Source organism: Shouchella miscanthi (genome assembly GCF_007725405.1).
In the GTDB taxonomy this organism is placed as follows: Bacteria; Bacillota; Bacilli; order Bacillales; family Bacillaceae_D; genus Shouchella; species Shouchella hunanensis.
This window is the reverse complement of the sequence record NZ_CP042163.1, coordinates 1161913-1181142: the sequence shown is the minus strand read 5'-3', so window position 1 is coordinate 1181142 and position 19230 is coordinate 1161913. Positions and strand designations below refer to the sequence as shown.

Genomic DNA, 19230 nt, shown 5'->3' with positions numbered 1-19230 from the left:
ATAAAAGGAGCGATGTATTATGAGTATGCATATGAAAGTGGAATCCATGTTAAGCTATCACACGTTTGAGGTACCAACTGCTATTAAGCACGGCATTGGGGCTATTAAACATCTTGGAGATGAAATAAAAGCATTCGGTTCAAAGAGAGTACTTCTTGTTACGGACCCGGGAATCTATCAAGCTGGTGTAACAAAGCCAGTTGAAGATAGTTTAAAAGAATCAGGTGTCGAAGTGGTACTTTTTAATGAAGTTGAACCAAACCCACCGACGAAATTAATTGCACGTGGCTCTGCTTTTTATCTCGATAATAAATGTGATGGTCTAGTTGCTGTAGGAGGAGGTTCTTCTATGGATACGGCTAAAGCAATTGGAGTAGAGGTATCCCATGAAGGACGTGTCTTGGATTATGAGGCAGCAGATGGGAAAAAGCCTCTGGAACATCGAATTCCTACACTAGCAACCATTCCAACAACTGCAGGCACTGGTTCAGAAGTAACTCAGTGGGCAGTCATTACGGATGAAAAAAGAGAGTATAAGTTTAATACGGGCGGGCCATTAATCGCAGCTCACTTAACCATTATTGACCCTGAACTTCACACATCGATGCCGCCACACGTAACGGCAATGACTGGTATTGATGCCATTGCTCATGCCGTAGAGTGTTATACCATGAAATATGCACAACCTGTAACCGATGCTGTGGCTCTTCTTGCCATTGAATATGCGGCTACGTACATCCGTCGGGCATTTTCAGACGGCGATGACCTAGAGGCACGTTATGGTATGGCTCAAGCAGCCATGTTAGCAGGCTTATCTTATGGAAGTGAGTCAGCCGGAGCCGCCCACGCAATGAGTCAGTCTCTAGGTGGTATCGTACCGGTTGCCCATGGTCAATGTGTGGCAGCGATGATGGGACCAGTAATGGAGTTTAACTGGAAAGGCGCGCCAGGACGTTTTGCAAGGATTGCGCAAGCGTTCGGTATTAACACAACAGACATGACAACAGAAGAAGCTGCAAAAGCCGCTGTTCAGTACATGTATGATCTTGTAGAAGAATTAGAAGTGCCGACACTTGAAGAACAAGGTGTTGATCCTAAACAAGTGGATCGTTGGGCTGAAGAAGCTTTAAAAGACCCACAAACTATTGGAAATCCTCGTGATTTAACGAAAAAAGATTATGTATGGATTTACGAGCGTTGTTTTAATAACGTTCCAAGTACAGTACGCTAGTCAAAGGATACTCGTCTATAACCAACACCCCTCTCATTCGTCTGAGAGGGGCTTTTTTTGATCGATTGACTCTTTTTCAAAACTACTATAACGTATAAGAAAGCGCATACATTTCACTGAATGAAAGAAAGAGAAAGGTGGTTTTTTGCTATGTTTGGTGTTGTTATTCGTTTTTTTGACCGCATTGTTCAGCGTTATTTACCTGATGCCTTTATTTTTGCTCTTTTGTTAACCATTGTTGTTTTTGTACTCGGTGTAGGATTGACAAGTAGTGATCCGATTGACATGATTCATTACTGGGGAGGTGGATTTTGGGATTTGCTCGCCTTCACAATGCAAATGACACTAATCGTAGTGACTGGTTATATTCTTGCAAGTACAAACGTCATGTCCTCCTTAATGAAACGCTTAGCGCTACTTGCACACACACCTGGACAAGCAGTTATTCTTGTCACCGTTGTCGCCTCTCTCGCCTGTTTACTAAACTACGGCTTCGGTCTTGTTGTTGGTGCCTTATTTGCTAAGCATGTGGTTAGACGTGTGCCAACTGTTGATTACCGTTTACTTATTGCAGCTGCTTATAGCGGATTCCTTGTATGGCATGGTGGTTTGTCTGCCTCTATCCCACTAACGATTGCCAGTGAAGAGCACTTTCTAGTAGAGTCCTTAGGGATTATTCCTGTTACACAAACCTTATTAAGTCCTTATAACATATTTATCGTTACTACGTTAATTGTAACATTGCCCATTATTAACTACTTTTCATTGAAATCCATTAAGCATAAAACCTACATAGACCCTCTGTTCTTAGAAACAGAAATAAAAAATGAGCTTGCCGTAACGAAAGAAAGCGCAGCAACTCCTGCTGAGCGCTTGGAGAATAGTCACATTCTGTCATTCGTTATAGGAGGCGCTGGGATTCTTTTTGTCGTATTTCATTTTGCCAACAACGGCCTTGATCTAAATATTAACATCGTCAACTTCACGATTTTATTTCTTGGGATTCTGTTTCATCGTACGCCTAAACGCCTGCTTCAATCAGTTAATGAAGGTGTAAAAAATGCAGGCGGTATTATCATTCAATTTCCTTTTTATGCAGGAATTATGGGCATGATGGTCGCTTCTGGTCTATCTGACAAGATTGCGCTCTGGTTTGTTCATATTTCAACCGAAACGACGCTCCCTTTTTTAACGTTTATCAGTGCAGGGTTAATTAATATGTTCATTCCTTCTGGAGGTGGCCAGTGGGCAGTACAAGGGCCTATTATGATACCAGCCGCCATCGAACTTGGGGCTGATACGGCTCGGGTAGCAATGGCCGTTGCATGGGGAGACGCATGGACCAATATGATTCAACCGTTTTGGGCATTACCTGTTCTTGCCATCGCTGGCTTAAAAGTACGTGACATCATGGGCTTCTGTTTGATCTTATTAATTTGGTCATTTGTCCCGATTTCAATTGGGTTATTATTTTTTTAATCGTTGTTCGTTTGAGCCCATGTGTAAGCATACACGTGGGCTTTTGAGGATAGAAAGTGCCCCTCAAGCATTATTTCAGTTTCACTGGAAGTTCTTTTAAACCGCGAATGACGAAGCTTTGTCGCCACTCTAGGTTCGCCAGAGCTGTATTAATTTGAATCTCTGGAAAGGCGTTAAGCAAGGTTTGTATCGCTATTTTCCCTTCTAATCGTGCGAGTGGCGCACCTAGGCAATAGTGAATTCCTTTTCCAAATGCAAGATGCGGACTTCTTTCACGAGTGATATCGAGTTTGTCTGGCCCTGAAAAAACCGTAGGATCATGATCTGCTGACGCTAGGGAAACGAGAACATGATCTCCTTTTTGGAGCTGTTTCCCCATAAATGTAAACGATTCTCTTGCATAGCGATCGGTACTAAATTCAACTGGACCATTAAACCGTAAAATTTCTTCAATCGCTCCATCAATTAAATTTGGTGATTCTTTTAATTTTTTTAACTGCTCGGGATGTGTGAACAAGGCGAGCATTCCATTCGCGATTAAATTAACAGTCGTTTCGTGTCCAGCAACGATCATGAGCATAATGGCTCCATATAACTCTTGAACCGATAGCTTATCCCCATCTTCTTCTGCACGGATCAATTCTGAAAGCAGATCGTCTTGAGGATGGATTCGCTTCTCGGCTAATAATTGTTCAATGTAAAGCTGAAATTCTTTTATATGCACTTCAACTTGCTCATAGAAGCTTGGATCATCGTTTATTTCAACCATACTGTTAGACCATCGTTGAAAATCTAAGCGATCTTCTGGAGGGACACCAAGTAGTTCACAGATAACAATAATGGGAATGGGGAATGCATAGTCAGCAATTAAATCAACCGTTCCCTTCCCCTTCATTTGTTCGACTTGTATCTTTGCAATTTCTTCAATTCGGCCTTGTAAGCGCTGAATCATTTTCGGTGTAAAACCACGCTGAACAAGACTTCGCAACCGTCGATGGTCTGGCGGATCAGCAAACAACATGCTATGAGTAATCGGCATCAATTCGTGTTCACTTACATCTGGAAAAACCGTTCTTGGATTTTTAACAAACCGTTCATCTTTTAAGACCGCATCGGCCGCTTCATATGTAAATGCAACCCATGAATCATGAATACCACTCACTAATTTCACCTTTGCGAACGCGTCATGAGGGCGGATCTCCTTGTAAAATTCGTATGGTTCTTGATGAAATTCTTTTTTATTCAACACAATTGACATACTCGTCACCCCTCTCTACATTTATTTCGAAACTGTTCTCTACTTTTCCTGCCAAAAAAAGAGGATCACCTAAATGATCCTCCATCTATTCGTTATACCATTACTTTACACATGTCTTTTGTAAACTCAACTGGATCTTCTAGCGGTAACCCTTCAATTAACAGCGCTTGGCTATAAAGAAGATTCGTGTAGAGCGCAAACTTCTCTTCATCCTGTCCGTACGCCTGTTTTAACGAAGCAAATACATCATGATTGCCATTTAACTCTAATACTTTTTCAGCCTTCACGTGCTGATTATCTGGCATCGCTTGGAGAACTTTTTCCATTTCAATCGTAATGTCACCATCAGCCGCTAAGAAGACTGGATGCGTCTTAAGACGTTTTGATGTCCGTACGTCTTTTACTTTTCCAGCTAAGATGTCCTTCATCTTGCTAAACATCGCTGTATCTTCTTCGCTTGTTTCTTCTTCCGCTTTTTCATCGTCATCTATTTTCAAGTCAGCACTTGAAACCGAAATGAACTCTTTGCCGTCATATTCGCGGAGCATCTTAATCGCAAACTCATCCACATCTTCTGTAAGATATAGAATCTCATATCCTTTATCTGCAACCATTTCCGTTTGTGGTAGTTTTGCAATTCTCTCAACAGAGTCACCCGTTGCATAGTAAATTTGGGTTTGATCTTCTTTCATACGAGACACATAGTCTGCTAACGAAACCAGCTTTTTCTCTGTAGAAGAATGAAATAGCAATAAGTCTTGAAGGTCATCTTTATTCGCACCAAAATCGTTGTAGACACCGAATTTTAATTGACGGCCAAATGCTTGATAGAACTTGTCGTACTTCTCTGGGTCTTTCTTTAGCATCGTTTTGAGCTGACTCTTAATTTTCGATTTAATATTTTTTGCAATTAACTGTAGCTGACGATCATGCTGCAGCATTTCACGAGAGATATTAAGGGATAAATCCTCTGAATCAACCATTCCTTTTACAAAACTAAAGTAATCTGGTACAAGTTCAGCGCTCTTTTCCATAATTAAGACGCCATTTGCGTATAACTCTAGACCCTTTTCAAATTCCTTCGAATAATAATCATAAGGCGTGTTTTCAGGGATAAATAAAATGGCATTATACCGAACGGCTCCATCAACCGCAACATGGATATGCTCCAACGGTTTATCAAAACCATAGCGCTTATCTTGATAAAATTGAACATAGTCTTCATCCGTTAGTTCACTTTTATTTTTGCGCCATATTGGAATCATGCTATTAAGCGTTTGTTCTTCTTCAAACTCTGTATACTCTTCTTCATTATCTTCTTTTGGCTTACTGACCGTCACATTCATTTTAATTGGATAGCGGATAAAGTCAGAGTATTTTTTAATGATTTGCTTGAGACGATATTCCTCTAAATACTCATCAAATGATTCTTCCTCACCATTCTCTTTTAAATAAAGTGTTATAGTTGTTCCGACTTCATCTTTTTCGGCTGGCTCAATTGTATAGCCGTCCGTACCGTCTGATTGCCATAAATAGGCTTGATCACTATCGACCGAACGACTTACGACAGCGACTTGGTCTGCCACCATAAATGCCGCATAAAAACCAACGCCGAATTGTCCAATAATGTCATGACCATCTTTAATTTCATTTTCTTTCTTAAAGGCGAGGGAGCCACTTTTGGCAATCGTCCCAAGGTTTGCTTCAAGCTCTTCTTTCGTCATACCAATCCCGGTATCACGAAGAGTTAACGTTCTTGCTTCTTTGTCTGCATGGACGTAAATCGCATACTTGTCCTGTTCAAACTGAAGATTTTCGTCTGTCAGTGAGCGGTAGTACATTTTATCAATCGCATCGCTGGCGTTTGATATTAGCTCACGAAGGAAAATTTCTTTTTGCGAGTAAATCGAATTGACCATCATCTCTAGCAAGCGTTTGGACTCTGCTTGAAATTGTTTCTTTTCCATTTTTGTACACCCCTTATCATCTAACACCATTTTAGCACTCGATCACTCCGAGTGCTAACTCATTTCTTATTGTACCGAATTCACGACATACGTCAATAGGTAGTGTCTACTTCAATCAAAAAAGGGTACGCAATCACGTTCAACTTGTTACTTTATATATCGATTCACAAAAGACCATATCTGTTTATAATAAACGGCTGGCTCTGTAAACTTTGCGCCAACATGGTCTGCACCATCTGCAATCCAAAGGTCTTTCTCCTTCGTAGCTGCAGCATCGTATAACTCTCTAGACATGTATGTGGGTACTAAATCATCTGCACTACCATGAATAAAAAGCAGCGGTGGTGTCTCGTTTTTCACTTGCACAAGGGCTGAAGCTTCTCCAAAGGTATAACCAGCTGCTAGTTTCGTTAGTGCACTCCCCATCTGTAAGAGTGGGAAACTCGGGATTTGAAACAAGTTTTGCATCTGGTGCGACAATTCCTCATCTACTGCTGTATATGGACTGTCTGCAATAATGACCTTAACTTCCTTTGGTAAATCCACTTCACCAGCCACCATTAAAGCTGTTGAAGCACCCATAGATTCTCCATGAATCACGATTTGCTTTAGCCCTTTTTCATCAATTAATTTGTTTAACCAGTTTAGTTGATCCTGGCGCTCAAGCCAGCCAAAGCCTATATAATCGCCTTCACTTTCACCATGTGCTCGTGCATCCGGTAAAAAAAGATCAAAGCCCTCTTCTTCATACAGTTCTCCAGCCAGTCCCATTTCACTACTTCCGCCTCGATAGCCGTGGAGAAGCAAAGCCAGTTTCCCTGTTTGTTCTTCATTCGTTATATAGCGACCGTAAAGCGTTAATCCATCATACGTTTGTTGTTCGATTCGTTCCACCTCTTTTGTGGCTAGCCATTGTTCGCCACGCTTCATTAATTCAGCGATGTTCTCGAGCTCTTCTTTCGCTTCTTCCTCTCCCGCATAAAGATCGACATTGCTTGTACTCCTTGCAATTGCCATAGTAAATAAATAATAACTAGCCGCAACAAGTGTCCCACCAAGTACAACCGATACACCGCCAATACTCCAGAGCATCCTTTTCGTTTTTTTCTTCACGCTTGCTCCCCCCTGCTTATAACCCGTTTTTCTTAATCCCTTCTCTTCCCGCTTTCGTTCGTTTCTAGACCTACAATCCGATTATGAATCGTTGCAATAGGATTTTGCGTTTTCATATAATCCACAAAACCGTCTTGAATAGGACCGTATTTGTGAATAAACCGACCAGGTTGAATTGGGTAACCATCGCCTCCACTATAAATAAAGTCACTTGTAGCAACCGTATACCACGATGATGGATTAAACGTACCACCATCTAGTTTTATTGCGTCAACAACTGGCGTACCTTCTTCCCACTTAACGGTTACCTTCATTCCACTTACATGTGGAAATTTCCCATTTTCTAACGGGTAACCACGTATACCGTGTTCAATCATATCTACTAACACTTGACCACTAACATCGACCGTTACAATTGAACTATTAAAAGGGAACGCAGACTGGAGATCTGCTTTCGTCACAGTGCCTTTTGGAATTGAAGAACGGATGGCTCCACCATTTAAAAGAGACATATCTGCATTAGTCTTTTTACGAATGGCGTCTGTTAGAAATTGAGTAAGGTTCGTTTCGCCCACGCGAACATGTTGACGATCGCCTATTAAGGCAACGGGAGTAAATCCAACCACTCTCTTCCCATCCTTGTTTATACGCTCAGCTACAATGTGAAGCTTCTTTTTCGTAACGAGATGCTCCCTTGTTGTGGAAGACGGTTTGAGTAGCTGCGCCTTCTTAATAAGCTGATCATTGTCATACTCAATTGTCACAAGGCCAAGGGCTTGAAGATGCGCTCCTGTACTTGCAAGCAACGTGTTGTTTTCAGCGACATGACCAGTTGGTAACAACGTATGACTATGCCCATCAATAATGACGTCAATATCCGGAACCTTTTCTGCTAATTGTTTACTTGTTTCAGGACTCCCTTCCATACCAAGATGCACAACTGCAACAATAAGATCCACTTGCGCCTGCTTTAATTGATCAACAATGTTTGCCGCTTGCTCAAATGGATTTCTTAGTTCAATTTCCTTTACATTGTTTGGATTTGTTTTGGTTATCGCTTCTGTTGTTGTTAAGCCAAAAAGGCCAATTTTTTTAGTTGCGACGGTTTTTATTATGAATGGGGAAAAAGGCTGCTCCTTCCTTCCTTTATAAAATAGATTGCCATTTAAAAAGACAAACCTTGCTTGCTTACGTAAATGAAGAAGATGTCCAAAACCATAGTTAAAATCATGATTACCTGGTACAAAAGCGTCGTAATGCAAATCATTCATTAACGAAACTGCTACTTCTCCTTTAGAAGCTTGAACAAATGGTGTTCCATGAAAGGTATCTCCTGCATCAACGAGAAGGCAGTCTCCTTCACAGTTTGAATCGATCAATGTCTTCAATTTTGCAAATCCGAAGCCTTCCCCTTCCACCATCCTGCCATGAATATCATTTGTATGTAGGATGCGAACCATTTCCCCTTCCGCACCGTAGGCAGGATTTTCACCCATTAGAAAATACACTAAAAAAACGATTTGGATACTAAGTAAAAACTTCATTCCTTCCACCCTTTCTTTCTAAATTAGGATGTACAGAATGAAGTATTGTATCACACGTTTTACCGATACCAATCCGCAGGGTCATCCATATGTAAAAAAGGCACATTTGTATCAATCGTTCCTGTTATTCGATCCAACGCTATAGGCTCTCCATTTAACCACTTTTTAAAATCGATTACAGTCGGCTCTTGATCCGGTCCAAGAGTAAACCATGCCTGTAATGAAGAAGGAAAGTAAACCGATGTGTGGATCGTCCCTGCCCAACTATCGTATAAATCCGAGAATAAGCCTTTATTTGCAGAATTAAATAAGTGATACGCTTCCTTCGCTGACATAACCGTTTGTTGATTCTTTTTTAAGACATCCAGCCTCCTTGTTGAGTCAACGAGATGGTGACGGTTTTCAGAAACAAGTTCCTCAAAATGATTCGTGCACCGAATACTTGAACGGATGGCTACTTCCCTAGGTGTTGCCTCAATAATAACGGTTCGACCACTTTGATCATAGACAATATAGCTAAACGAATGGCGATGTGGGATTTTTTTTAGTAGCGTAACAGCTTGTCGACAGTCTCACATGTCTCTAAAATAAACCGACCAATCATACAGCAAATGAATCCAGCACCAGGTTTCTTACGATTCATAAAATTGTAGCCCATTGCCAATCCCGCTTCGTTCATTCCATCCATTCGACCGCTTATACGCTGACTGGGAGCTGCAACCGCTAATCCACCATCTGTCGGTTTAAATAAGGTATACCGACCTTCATATGTTTTAGGATGGTAATCATAGTTGCGAATCAAATAATGATCACCTGTAGCAATGGAACACCCCGACTTTAAATAAGGTACTCTGTAGCCACCAAACTCTTTCAACACCTCTTCCATCGACCACTCAAGTGCTTGCTGCATTCCGAGAAGTTCTTGCCATATTTCAGCCGATATAGCGCTTATTTCCCGCTTCGCTTCGTGTACATCAATTGAAAAACGCTGCTTGCGCACATTCCATTGATTTGAACGATTTTTAATGATTAGTGACGCTTTGATTTCCATGCCTTGTTCATACCCAAATGTTTCATGATCGCCTTTAAACTGAACGATGTTGCTATAGATTTCTTTCATTCGTATCTTTCCTTCCCTGTAAATCAGCTACTATCTGTTTTGCAAAATGCCCTAAATCATTGTGTACATAGGCACTCATCACACCGGCGCATACATTGTCAATCAAGACTTCTTTTATAAAAGGAGAAAGATTTTCCCCTTCCACCTTTTGTTCTACTGTCACAGCAGCTAGAATGCCAATTTCTGTCGCAACTTGATTTAGCTTTTCAACTACTGCAGGATGTTCAAACACAACGGTTGCAAACGGAGAAAAAAGGGAGGAAATGTCTTCCTGCACGCTTTTGCTCGTCGCATCTGCAAAAATAGCAGCCTGTTTTCCAGCCTCAATCGATGTCGCATGACCAATAATTTTCGCTTCTACGAAATGCAACTTACTGTAAGCTTGTTTAAGTTCCTTATCAACCCATGCTTTTGTTGAGCAATTCATAATAATGGTGTTAGGGCTAGCGTAGTGCGCAATGCGATTCAGCACAGACGTTGTTGCATCTTGAGGCACGCAACACAAAATAAGATTCATTGTGTTTAAACAACGAAAGTCTGTTGAATAGGCTACTTTCAAGTAAGCGGCTAATTCCTTACCTTGTTTAGAGCCTCTATTTAAAAGGGTTAACTGAAAATAGGAATGAATCTGTGTTGCGATCGCTTTTCCCATTCGACCTGTTCCAATGATAGCTACTCGCTGCTTTTCCATTGCTAAACCTCCTACTCTTAAGAAAAGTATACCTTTTTTTCACGATTTCCTACAATCTCAAAAGACTTGGCACGCTTCTTGCATTAGAATTACTGAAACTGATTATTGAGGAGGATTACGATGTTATTACCTTACACACATGAACCATTCACTGATTTTACAATTGAAGAAAATAAGAAAGACCTATTAGATGCGATTAAACAAGTCGAAGCTCAGCTTGGTGGTCACTACCCACTTGTTATTAATGGTGAGCGTGTTGATACTACCGACAAATTAACGTCTTATAACCCTTCCAATAAAGCTGAAATTATTGGAACAACTGGAAAAGCGACTAAAGAACATGCAGAGCAAGCAATTGAAGCTGCAAGTGTTGCATTTGAATCTTGGAGAAAAGTAACGCCACAAGAGCGCGCCAACATCCTAGTTCGTGCTGCAGCCATTGTTCGCCGCCGTAAGCATGAATTTACTGCTATGCTTGTAAAAGAAGGTGGTAAGCCTTGGAAAGAAGCTGATGGAGATACGGCAGAAGGTATTGATTTTCTTGAATACTATGCGCGTCAAATGATTGAACTTGCAAACGGCAAACCAGTTAATAGCCGCGTTGGAGAACAAAATAACTACATCTACACGCCAACAGGGGTGACGGTTGTCATTTCACCTTGGAATTTCGCTTTTGCCATTATGGCAGGTACAACGGTAGCACCGCTCGTTACAGGAAATACGGTACTCTTAAAACCGGCAAGTACAACACCTGTTATTGCGGCTAAATTTGTTGAGGTTCTTGAAGAAGCCGGTGTTCCTAAAGGCGTCATTAATTTTGTTCCTGGTAGCGGTAGCGAAATTGGTGATTACCTAATTGAACATCCGAAAACAGCTCTTATTTCCTTTACTGGCTCACGCGATGTAGGTGTTCGTCTTTATGAGAAAGCAGCAATCGTTCAAAAAGAGCAAAATCATCTAAAACGTGTCATCGTAGAGATGGGCGGTAAAGATACTGTTGTTGTTGACAGTGAAGCAGATATTGAGACAGCTGTAGACGCTATTGTCGTTTCTGCTTTCGGCTTCTCAGGCCAAAAGTGTTCAGCAGGTTCTCGTGCAGTTATTCATGAAGATGTTTATGATGAAGTTGTTGAAAAAGTCGTAGCACGCACAAAAGAATTAACTGTTGGAAACCCTGCAGAACCAACAAATCTTTATATGGGACCAGTTATTGATCAAGCTGCTTTTGATAAGATTACTAGTTATATTGAAATAGGCAAAGAAGAAGGAAAGCTTGCAGCAGGTGGACAAAGCGATGATTCAACAGGCTACTTTATTCACCCAACTGTGTTCGTTGACGTTGATCCTAAAGCGCGAATCATGCAAGAAGAGATCTTTGGTCCTGTTCTCGCAATTAGTAAAGCGACGAGCTATGATGAGGCGTTAGAAATTGCCAATAATACCGAATATGGGTTGACTGGAGCCGTTATTACAAATAACCGCGAAAAAATTGAGCAAGCCAAATATGATTTCCACGTTGGAAACCTTTATTTCAACCGTAACTGTACAGGTGCCATTGTTGGTTATCACCCATTTGGTGGTTTTAAAATGTCCGGTACCGATTCAAAAGCAGGCGGCCCAGATTATTTAGTCCTTCATATGCAAGCAAAAACAATCTCGGAAATGTACTAAAATGAAAAAGACACGCTCCGAAGCGTGTCTTTTTTTGTCTATACAAAACTGTCTAACTAGACAATTCGTTTTACAGATTATAGTGCTTTAGCTTATTGTATAAGGTCGCTCTAGAAACACCAAGCAATTTTGCAGCAGCCGATTTGTTGCCGAACGTTTTTTCCAAAGCGGCTAGTATCTCGCTTCGTTCATCGTTTCTTGAATAATTTGCAGAGGAGACATGATTCATCTGCTTTTGAAAAGATTCGGGTAAGTGATACCAATGCACACGGTCCTCTGTATCATTTGTTAAAATGATCACCCGCTCAACTAGATTACGTAATTGACGAATATTCCCTTCCCAACGATGATTCATAAGCATATACATGACTTCTGGATCAAACGTTGGGACAACTTTATCATAGCGAATGGCAAACTCGTGAGCGAATCGTTGCATTAACTCCGGTAAATCATCGAGTCGTTCACGTAAAGGTGGCACGTGAATTTGAATCACATGCAGGCGATAATAAAGATCTTCTCGGAAGGTTCCTTCTTGAATCATTTCATCTAGATTTCGATTCGTTGCAGCAATTATACGAACATCAAGAGGAATTGGCTTATGATCGCCTACACGATAAAATACCCGTTCCTGTAAAACGCGCAAAAGTTTCACCTGTAATTCGAGGGGCATCTCTGCTACTTCATCTAAAAAAAGAGTCCCCCCTTTTGCAACATCTAGCTTTCCTTTCTTTCCGCCTTTAACGGCCCCTGTAAAAGCTCCCGGAACGTAGCCGAATAGTTCACTTTCAAACAGCGCTGATGGGATCGCGCCACAGTTAATCGCTACAAATGGCTCTTTATCCCGCTTACTAGCATGATGTACTCCCTCTGCAAATAGTTCTTTTCCTACACCACTTTCTCCAGTTAACAATAGATTAGCTTCTGTTTTAGCCACTTTACGTGCCATATCGATCGCTTGAGTTATTGGTTTACTCCTACCAATGATCTTTTGAAAAGGTTCGTCAGCTACTTGCCCGTTTAAATCATGTAAGCTCGCTGTTGTCGATGATAGTTTTTCGTTTAACTTAACAACATCGGTTATGTCTCGTTCTATTGAAATGCCACCAATACACTCTACACCTAAGAATACCGGGACTGTATTCACAATAACGTGTAAACCTTGTTTTGGCTGATTATATTGATTCATAACCGGCTGCTTATCTCGAAGAACTGACCACAGTACGAGAGCATCTTCTTCAAAAAACTGTTGTAACGGTTTCTTTTTAACGTTTTCATTATTTAAATGATAAAGTTCTTCAGATCGATGGTTAATCGCTAATATCTCACTTTCATGATTCACAATTGTAACTGCGTCATTCATTGCCGTCACTAACGTTTCGTGAAAAGAATGATACCGCTTTAATTCATAAAGAAGAAGTGAGGGGATGAGTTCTTTTTTCACTCTGCCTACAACATCGTTTAATTCATTTACTGTATAGATCGTCGTTATTTGATCGCTAAAAGCAGGTAAATTCATGAGTAACGTTGACTCTGGTAATGTCCAGCTGTCTTCTTCAGTTTTACCAGTGTACGGTTCTGCTACATCTTTTAATGAGGTTTGCAAAGGCGACCCTCCTTATTCATTATACACATTAGACACATTTGTCACTTAATGTCTATATTTTAGACGATTTACCGAAAAAACACTACTGTTAACACTTTTTAAGTTGGCACACTTTTTGCATTAAGAAGTGTATAGCGTTTACATCATTTGTAGGAGGAATGAATTATGGTCCTAGAACAACCACTTCGTTCAGTATTTATGCAGCTAGCTAAAAATAAATCGTTAAATAAGGCCGCAAAAAAATGGGGACTGAAGTTTGGCGCTTCTCAAGTTGTAGCAGGAGCTACCTTAGAGGATGCCATTAAAAATGTTCAATTATTAAATGAAAAAGGAGTCGCCTGTACCCTTGATCATTTAGGAGAATTTGTCACAGAAAGAGAAGAAGCCATTGAATCTACCGAGGCTTGTTTAGCCGTTTTACGTGCAATCCACGAAACGAACGTTGAGTGCAATTTATCATTAAAGATGACACAACTTGGACTAGATATCGATGAAAGCTTTTGTTTATATAATATGAAACGAATTTGCGAAGTCGCCCAAGCATTTAATATTTTTATTCGTATTGATATGGAAGACTACTCACATTGTGAGCAAACGTTGCGTATTTTGTCCATTCTACGAAATGAACATCAGTTTGACAACGTTGGAACCGTGATTCAAGCCTACCTCCATCGTGCAGAAGACGATGTAAAGAGCCTAAAAGGGGTTCCACTCCGTCTGGTAAAAGGGGCTTACAAAGAATCAGAGACTGTTGCCTATCAAGATAAGGCGACAATCGATAAAAATTATCTGAACATTATTAAGATCCATTTAAACAACGGAAGCTACACGGCCATAGCTTCTCATGATCATACGATTATTGAGAAGGTAAAAGCATTCGCTATCGAACAGAACATTTCAAAGGAACAATTCGAATTTCAAATGCTGTATGGCTTTAGAGAGCAACTTCAAAAGGAATTGATTGATGAAGGGTATAAAGTCCGTTCTTACGTACCGTTCGGCACAGATTGGTTCGGGTATTTCATGAGGCGCTTAGCAGAAAGACCACAAAATATTGCATTTGCCGTTAGAGGTTTTTTCGGAAAATAAATCGTCACTAATCTAAAACACCTTCTACTCAAGGAGGTGTTTTACGTTTGATTTTGTACAGTATATACCTTTATACGCAATAGCCTGGCAACGTCCCTTGGCTTCAGGGTGGTTTTCTTCGGGGTTGTTCCTCTTGTTGATTGATCCACGATGCTTCTTATGAAGCTTTTATGAAAACAACCCTTTCGTCTCACTGGGGGATGCACGCTGCTTTCCCTTCGATGTTTTTTCTTGTTGTTCTTTTTTATCGTGCTCGTATTTTACGGCGTTTTCTTTGTCTGACTCGCTTCTGTCGAAGCGCAACTCTTTTGCGTCTTTCTTTTCTATGCAAAAAAAGACACCTTTTCAGGTGTCTTTCTCATTGCCTGGCAACGTCCCTTGGCTTCAGGGTGGTTTTCTTCGGGGTTGTTCCTCTTGTTGATTGATCCACGATGCTTCCCATGAAGCTTTTATGAAAACAACCCTTTCGTCTCACTGGGGGATGCACGCTGCTTTCCCTTCGATGTTTTTTCTTGTTGTTCTTTTTTATTGTGCTTGTATTTTTCGGCCGTTTTCTTTGTTTAACTCCCTTCTGTCGAAGCGCAGCTCTTTTGCGTCTTTCTCTCTAAAAAAAAAGACACCTTTTCAGGTGTCTTTCTCATTGCCTGGCAACGTCCTACTCTCACAGGGGGAAGCCCCCAACTACCATCGGCGCAAAAGAGCTTAACGACCGTGTTCGGCATGGGAACGGGTGTGACCTCTTTGCTATTGCCACCAGACTTATTTTGACGTCAGATCAACGGCGAATCTCTTCGTCCTATTTGTGTCTTTCTGTCAGTCACGTACGCAAGTACGCTCCTTCCTTCAAGCACTTCTAGTCCTCGATCTTCTTGTTGCTCTTTGTCAAAGGAATGAAATCCTTCTTGTTAAAAGAATCGGTGATTCTTTCAAAACTAAATCAAATCATCTACTCAAACTCAAGAAATTTAGGATAAGCCCTCGACCGATTAGTATCAGTCCGCTCCATGTGTCGCCACACTTCCACTTCTGACCTATCAACCTCATCATCTCTAAGGGGTCTTACTGGCTTACGCCATGGGAAATCTCATCTTGAGGGGGGCTTCATGCTTAGATGCTTTCAGCACTTATCCCGTCCATACGTAGCTACCCAGCGATGCTCCTGGCGGAACAACTGGTACACCAGCGGTATGTCCATCCCGGTCCTCTCGTACTAAGGACAGCTCCTCTCAAATTTCCTACGCCCGCGACGGATAGGGACCGAACTGTCTCACGACGTTCTGAACCCAGCTCGCGTGCCGCTTTAATGGGCGAACAGCCCAACCCTTGGGACCTACTTCAGCCCCAGGATGCGACGAGCCGACATCGAGGTGCCAAACCTCCCCGTCGATGTGGACTCTTGGGGGAGATAAGCCTGTTATCCCCAGGGTAGCTTTTATCCGTTGAGCGACGGCCCTTCCATACGGCACCGCCGGATCACTAAGCCCGACTTTCGTCCCTGCTCGACTTGTAGGTCTCGCAGTCAAGCTCCCTTATGTCTTTGCACTCTACGAATGATTTCCAACCATTCTGAGGGAACCTTTGGGCGCCTCCGTTACTGTTTAGGAGGCGACCGCCCCAGTCAAACTGCCCACCTGACAATGTCCCTGACCCGGATCACGGGTCGAGGTTAGAATGTCAGCACCATCAGGGTAGTATCCCACCGACGCCTCCACCGAAGCTAGCGCTCCGGCTTCCAAGGCTCCTACCTATCCTGTACAAATGGTACCAACACTCACTATCAAGCTACAGTAAAGCTCCATGGGGTCTTTCCGTCCTGTCGCGGGTAACCTGCATCTTCACAGGTACTATAATTTCACCGGGTCTCTCGTTGAGACAGTATCCAAGTCGTTGCACCATTCGTGCGGGTCGGAACTTACCCGACAAGGAATTTCGCTACCTTAGGACCGTTATAGTTACGGCCGCCGTTTACTGGGGCTTCAATTCAGAGCTTCTCCCTTACGGGATAACCCCTCCTCTTAACCTTCCAGCACCGGGCAGGTGTCAGCCCCTATACTTCGCCTTACGGCTTCGCAGAGACCTGTGTTTTTGCTAAACAGTCGCTTGGATCTATTCACTGCGGCTCTCTCGGGCTTTAACACCCTAATAGAGCACCCCTTCTCCCGAAGTTACGGGGTCATTTTGCCGAGTTCCTTAACGAGAGTTCTCCCGAGCGTCTTAGAATTCTCTTCTCGCCTACCTGTGTCGGTTTGCGGTACGGGCACCTGTATTCTAACTAGAGGCTTTTCTCGGCAGCGGAGGATCAGGGATTTCGGACCCTTGGGTCCTTCACGGTCACAGCTCAGCCTTCGCGGAACACGGATTTGCCTATGTTCCAGCCTTGCATGCTTCGACGCGCACAGCCAGCGGCGCGCTCACCCTACCTTTCTGCGTCCCCCCATCGTTCAAACAAATACGAGGTGGTACAGGAATATCAACCTGTTGTCCATCGCCTACGCCTTTCGGCCTCGGCTTAGGTCCCGACTAACCCTGAGCGGACGAGCCTTCCTCAGGAAACCTTGGGCTTTCGACGGAGGGGATTCTCACCCCTCTTTTCGCTACTCATACCGGCATTCTCACTTCCAAGCACTCCACTAGTCCTCACGATCTAGCTTCACAGTCCTTGGAACGCTCCCCTACCCAATCCCTACTGGGATTGCCATAGCTTCGGTGATACGTTTAGCCCCGGTACATTTTCGGCGCAGAGTCACTCGACCAGTGAGCTATTACGCACTCTTTCAATGATGGCTGCTTCTAAGCCAACATCCTGGTTGTCTAAGCAACTCCACATCCTTTTCCACTTAACGTATACTTGGGGACCTTAGCTGATGGTCTGGGCTGTTTCCCTCTTGACTACGGATCTTAGCACTCGCAGTCTGACTCCCGAGTTAAAGTTTTTGGCATTCGGAGTTTGACTGAATTCGGTAATCCTGTGGGGACCCCTCGTCCAATCAGTGCTCTACCTCCAAAACTCATCACTCGAGGCTAGCCCTAAAGCTATTTCGGGGAGAACCAGCTATTTCCGAGTTCGATTGGCATTTCACCCCTACCCACACCTCATCCCCGCATTTTTCAACATGCGTGGGTTCGGGCCTCCAGTCGGTGTTACCCGACCTTCACCCTGGACATGGGTAGATCACCCGGTTTCGGGTCTACGACAACGTACTTACTCGCCCTATTCAGACTCGCTTTCGCTACGGCTCCGCCTCATCAGCTTAACCTTGCACGTTATCGTAACTCGCCGGTTCATTCTACAAAAGGCACGCCATCACCCATTAACGGGCTCTGACTAGTTGTAGGCACACGGTTTCAGGATCTCTTTCACTCCCCTTCCGGGGTGCTTTTCACCTTTCCCTCACGGTACTGGTTCACTATCGGTCACTAGGGAGTATTTAGCCTTGGGAGATGGTCCTCCCGGATTCCGACGGGGTTTCACGTGTCCCGCCGTACTCAGGATCCACTCTGGAGGAAACGAAGTTTCAGCTACAGGGCTGTTACCTTCTTCGGCTTGTCTTTCCAGACAATTCACCTACTCCGTTTCTTTGTAACTCCGTATAGAGTGTCCTACAACCCCAAGAGGCAAGCCTCTTGGTTTGGGCTGATTCCGTTTCGCTCGCCGCTACTCAGGAAATCGCATTTGCTTTCTCTTCCTCCGGGTACTTAGATGTTTCAGTTCCCCGGGTCTGCCTCACCCTGCCCTATGTGTTCAGGCAGGAGTACCATCCCATTACGGATGGTGGGTTCCCCCATTCGGAAATCTCCGGATCAAAGCTTACTTACAGCTCCCCGAAGCATATCGCTGTTCGTCGCGTCCTTCATCGGCTCCTAGTGCCAAGGCATTCACCGTGCGCCCTTTCTAACTTATCCATTTTTACTTCAGATTCCCTTCGTATCTCTTCGTCTGGTTCCTGTCTTTCTGTCAGTTACGTAGCGAACTACGCTCCTTCCATCAAGCATTTCCCACCCTTGATCTACTTGGGTCTCTTTATCAAACAGTTAACCAAAAAGGTTTATGAATTCTTGACGTCTCGTTCAAACAGTTGTAACACCGATGAACAAAACTAATTTGAGTTGATTGATTATGATTTAGTTTTCAAAGAACCATGCCTACAGGATGTAGGTACCAAACGCTCTTAGAGCGGTATCTACTACCTTCGCATTCTTGATCAGAAGATACATTCTTCCGGAACAAAATAAATCCCTTAAAAAGGGTATCGAATTGGTGGAGCCTAGCGGGATCGAACCGCTGACCTCCTGCGTGCAAAGCAGGCGCTCTCCCAGCTGAGCTAAGGCCCCGTTTTATTAAAATGGTGGGCCTGAGTGGACTCGAACCACCGACCTCACGCTTATCAGGCGTGCGCTCTAACCAGCTGAGCTACAGGCCCATTTTAATAAGAAAGAATGAGTTCTTTCAAAACTGAACAAAAG

General features: G+C 42.9%; 10 protein-coding genes, 2 tRNA genes, 2 rRNA genes and 1 pseudogene. 4 read left to right on the top strand and 11 right to left on the bottom strand.

Translation table 11 applies throughout. From position 1 onward, the window contains the following. Positions 1–19 precede the first annotated feature (19 nt). Positions 20–1231, top strand: a complete 1212-nt coding sequence (gene gbsB / locus FPV17_RS05725) for a choline dehydrogenase (RefSeq protein ID WP_144558441.1) — start codon at positions 20–22, stop codon at positions 1229–1231. A gap of 150 nt (positions 1232–1381) precedes the next feature. After that, entirely contained in the window at positions 1382–2710 is a 1329-nt protein-coding gene (locus tag FPV17_RS05720) for a short-chain fatty acid transporter (protein WP_144558440.1), read from the top strand. 70 nt (positions 2711–2780) lie between these two features. Here FPV17_RS05720 and FPV17_RS05715 read toward each other — a convergent pair whose 3' ends face one another. From FPV17_RS05715 to FPV17_RS05690, 6 genes and pseudogenes are all read right to left on the bottom strand, one after another. Next, complete coding sequence (locus FPV17_RS05715; protein ID WP_035393320.1) at positions 2781–3968, bottom strand: cytochrome P450 family protein; 1188 nt, start codon at positions 3966–3968, stop codon at positions 2781–2783. Between the two features lie 92 nt (positions 3969–4060). Beyond that, positions 4061–5935 (bottom strand): molecular chaperone HtpG, encoded by a 1875-nt coding sequence (htpG, locus tag FPV17_RS05710; RefSeq protein ID WP_144558439.1) that lies wholly within the window; start codon positions 5933–5935, stop codon positions 4061–4063. A 147-nt stretch (positions 5936–6082) separates the two neighbouring features. After that, positions 6083–7048, bottom strand: a complete 966-nt coding sequence (locus FPV17_RS05705) for an alpha/beta hydrolase (RefSeq protein ID WP_144558438.1) — start codon at positions 7046–7048, stop codon at positions 6083–6085. A gap of 32 nt (positions 7049–7080) precedes the next feature. Then, positions 7081–8592: a bifunctional metallophosphatase/5'-nucleotidase gene (locus FPV17_RS05700; protein WP_144558437.1), complete on the bottom strand. Its 1512-nt coding sequence runs from the start codon at positions 8590–8592 to the stop codon at positions 7081–7083. 59 nt (positions 8593–8651) lie between these two features. Beyond that, positions 8652–9643, bottom strand: a pseudogene (locus tag FPV17_RS05695) (C45 family autoproteolytic acyltransferase/hydrolase). A 52-nt stretch (positions 9644–9695) separates the two neighbouring features. Continuing rightward, positions 9696–10403 carry an NAD(P)-binding domain-containing protein gene (locus FPV17_RS05690; protein WP_144558436.1) on the bottom strand — a complete coding sequence of 236 codons (708 nt, stop codon included), beginning with the start codon at positions 10401–10403 and terminating at the stop codon, positions 9696–9698. Positions 10404–10523: 120 nt separating this feature from the next. Here FPV17_RS05690 and pruA point away from each other — a divergent pair, with 120 nt between their 5' ends. After that, positions 10524–12074: an L-glutamate gamma-semialdehyde dehydrogenase gene (gene pruA, locus FPV17_RS05685; protein ID WP_035393328.1), complete on the top strand. Its 1551-nt coding sequence runs from the start codon at positions 10524–10526 to the stop codon at positions 12072–12074. A 70-nt stretch (positions 12075–12144) separates the two neighbouring features. Here pruA and FPV17_RS05680 read toward each other — a convergent pair whose 3' ends face one another. Beyond that, positions 12145–13677: a sigma-54 interaction domain-containing protein gene (locus FPV17_RS05680; protein WP_144558435.1), complete on the bottom strand. Its 1533-nt coding sequence runs from the start codon at positions 13675–13677 to the stop codon at positions 12145–12147. A 165-nt stretch (positions 13678–13842) separates the two neighbouring features. On the opposite strand from FPV17_RS05680, the gene FPV17_RS05675 reads away from it, so the two are divergent. Further along, positions 13843–14766: a proline dehydrogenase family protein gene (locus FPV17_RS05675; RefSeq protein WP_144558434.1), complete on the top strand. Its 924-nt coding sequence runs from the start codon at positions 13843–13845 to the stop codon at positions 14764–14766. 642 nt (positions 14767–15408) lie between these two features. Here FPV17_RS05675 and rrf read toward each other — a convergent pair. The 4 genes from rrf to FPV17_RS05655 all read right to left on the bottom strand — a co-directional run bounded on the left by rrf (position 15409) and on the right by FPV17_RS05655 (position 19187). Further along, a 5S ribosomal RNA gene (gene rrf, locus FPV17_RS05670) occupies positions 15409–15524 on the bottom strand. 208 nt (positions 15525–15732) lie between these two features. Next, positions 15733–18669: ribosomal RNA gene (locus FPV17_RS05665) — 23S ribosomal RNA — on the bottom strand. 353 nt (positions 18670–19022) lie between these two features. Continuing rightward, positions 19023–19098: transfer RNA gene (locus FPV17_RS05660), tRNA-Ala, on the bottom strand. Between the two features lie 12 nt (positions 19099–19110). After that, positions 19111–19187 (bottom strand) — tRNA-Ile (locus FPV17_RS05655). Between the last annotated feature and the right edge of the window lie 43 nt (positions 19188–19230).

What these genes read in the sequence shown, in the direction of transcription:
- gbsB (WP_144558441.1), top strand. Translation starts at nt 20, where the DNA reads ATGAGTATGCATATGAAAGTGGAATCCATGTTAAGCTATCACACGTTT.
- FPV17_RS05720 (WP_144558440.1), top strand. Translation starts at nt 1,382, where the DNA reads ATGTTTGGTGTTGTTATTCGTTTTTTTGACCGCATTGTTCAGCGTTAT.
- FPV17_RS05715 (WP_035393320.1), bottom strand. Translation starts at nt 3,968, where the DNA reads ATGTCAATTGTGTTGAATAAAAAAGAATTTCATCAAGAACCATACGAA.
- htpG (WP_144558439.1), bottom strand. Translation starts at nt 5,935, where the DNA reads ATGGAAAAGAAACAATTTCAAGCAGAGTCCAAACGCTTGCTAGAGATG.
- FPV17_RS05700 (WP_144558437.1), bottom strand. Translation starts at nt 8,592, where the DNA reads ATGAAGTTTTTACTTAGTATCCAAATCGTTTTTTTAGTGTATTTTCTA.
- FPV17_RS05690 (WP_144558436.1), bottom strand. Translation starts at nt 10,403, where the DNA reads ATGGAAAAGCAGCGAGTAGCTATCATTGGAACAGGTCGAATGGGAAAA.
- pruA (WP_035393328.1), top strand. Translation starts at nt 10,524, where the DNA reads ATGTTATTACCTTACACACATGAACCATTCACTGATTTTACAATTGAA.
- FPV17_RS05675 (WP_144558434.1), top strand. Translation starts at nt 13,843, where the DNA reads ATGGTCCTAGAACAACCACTTCGTTCAGTATTTATGCAGCTAGCTAAA.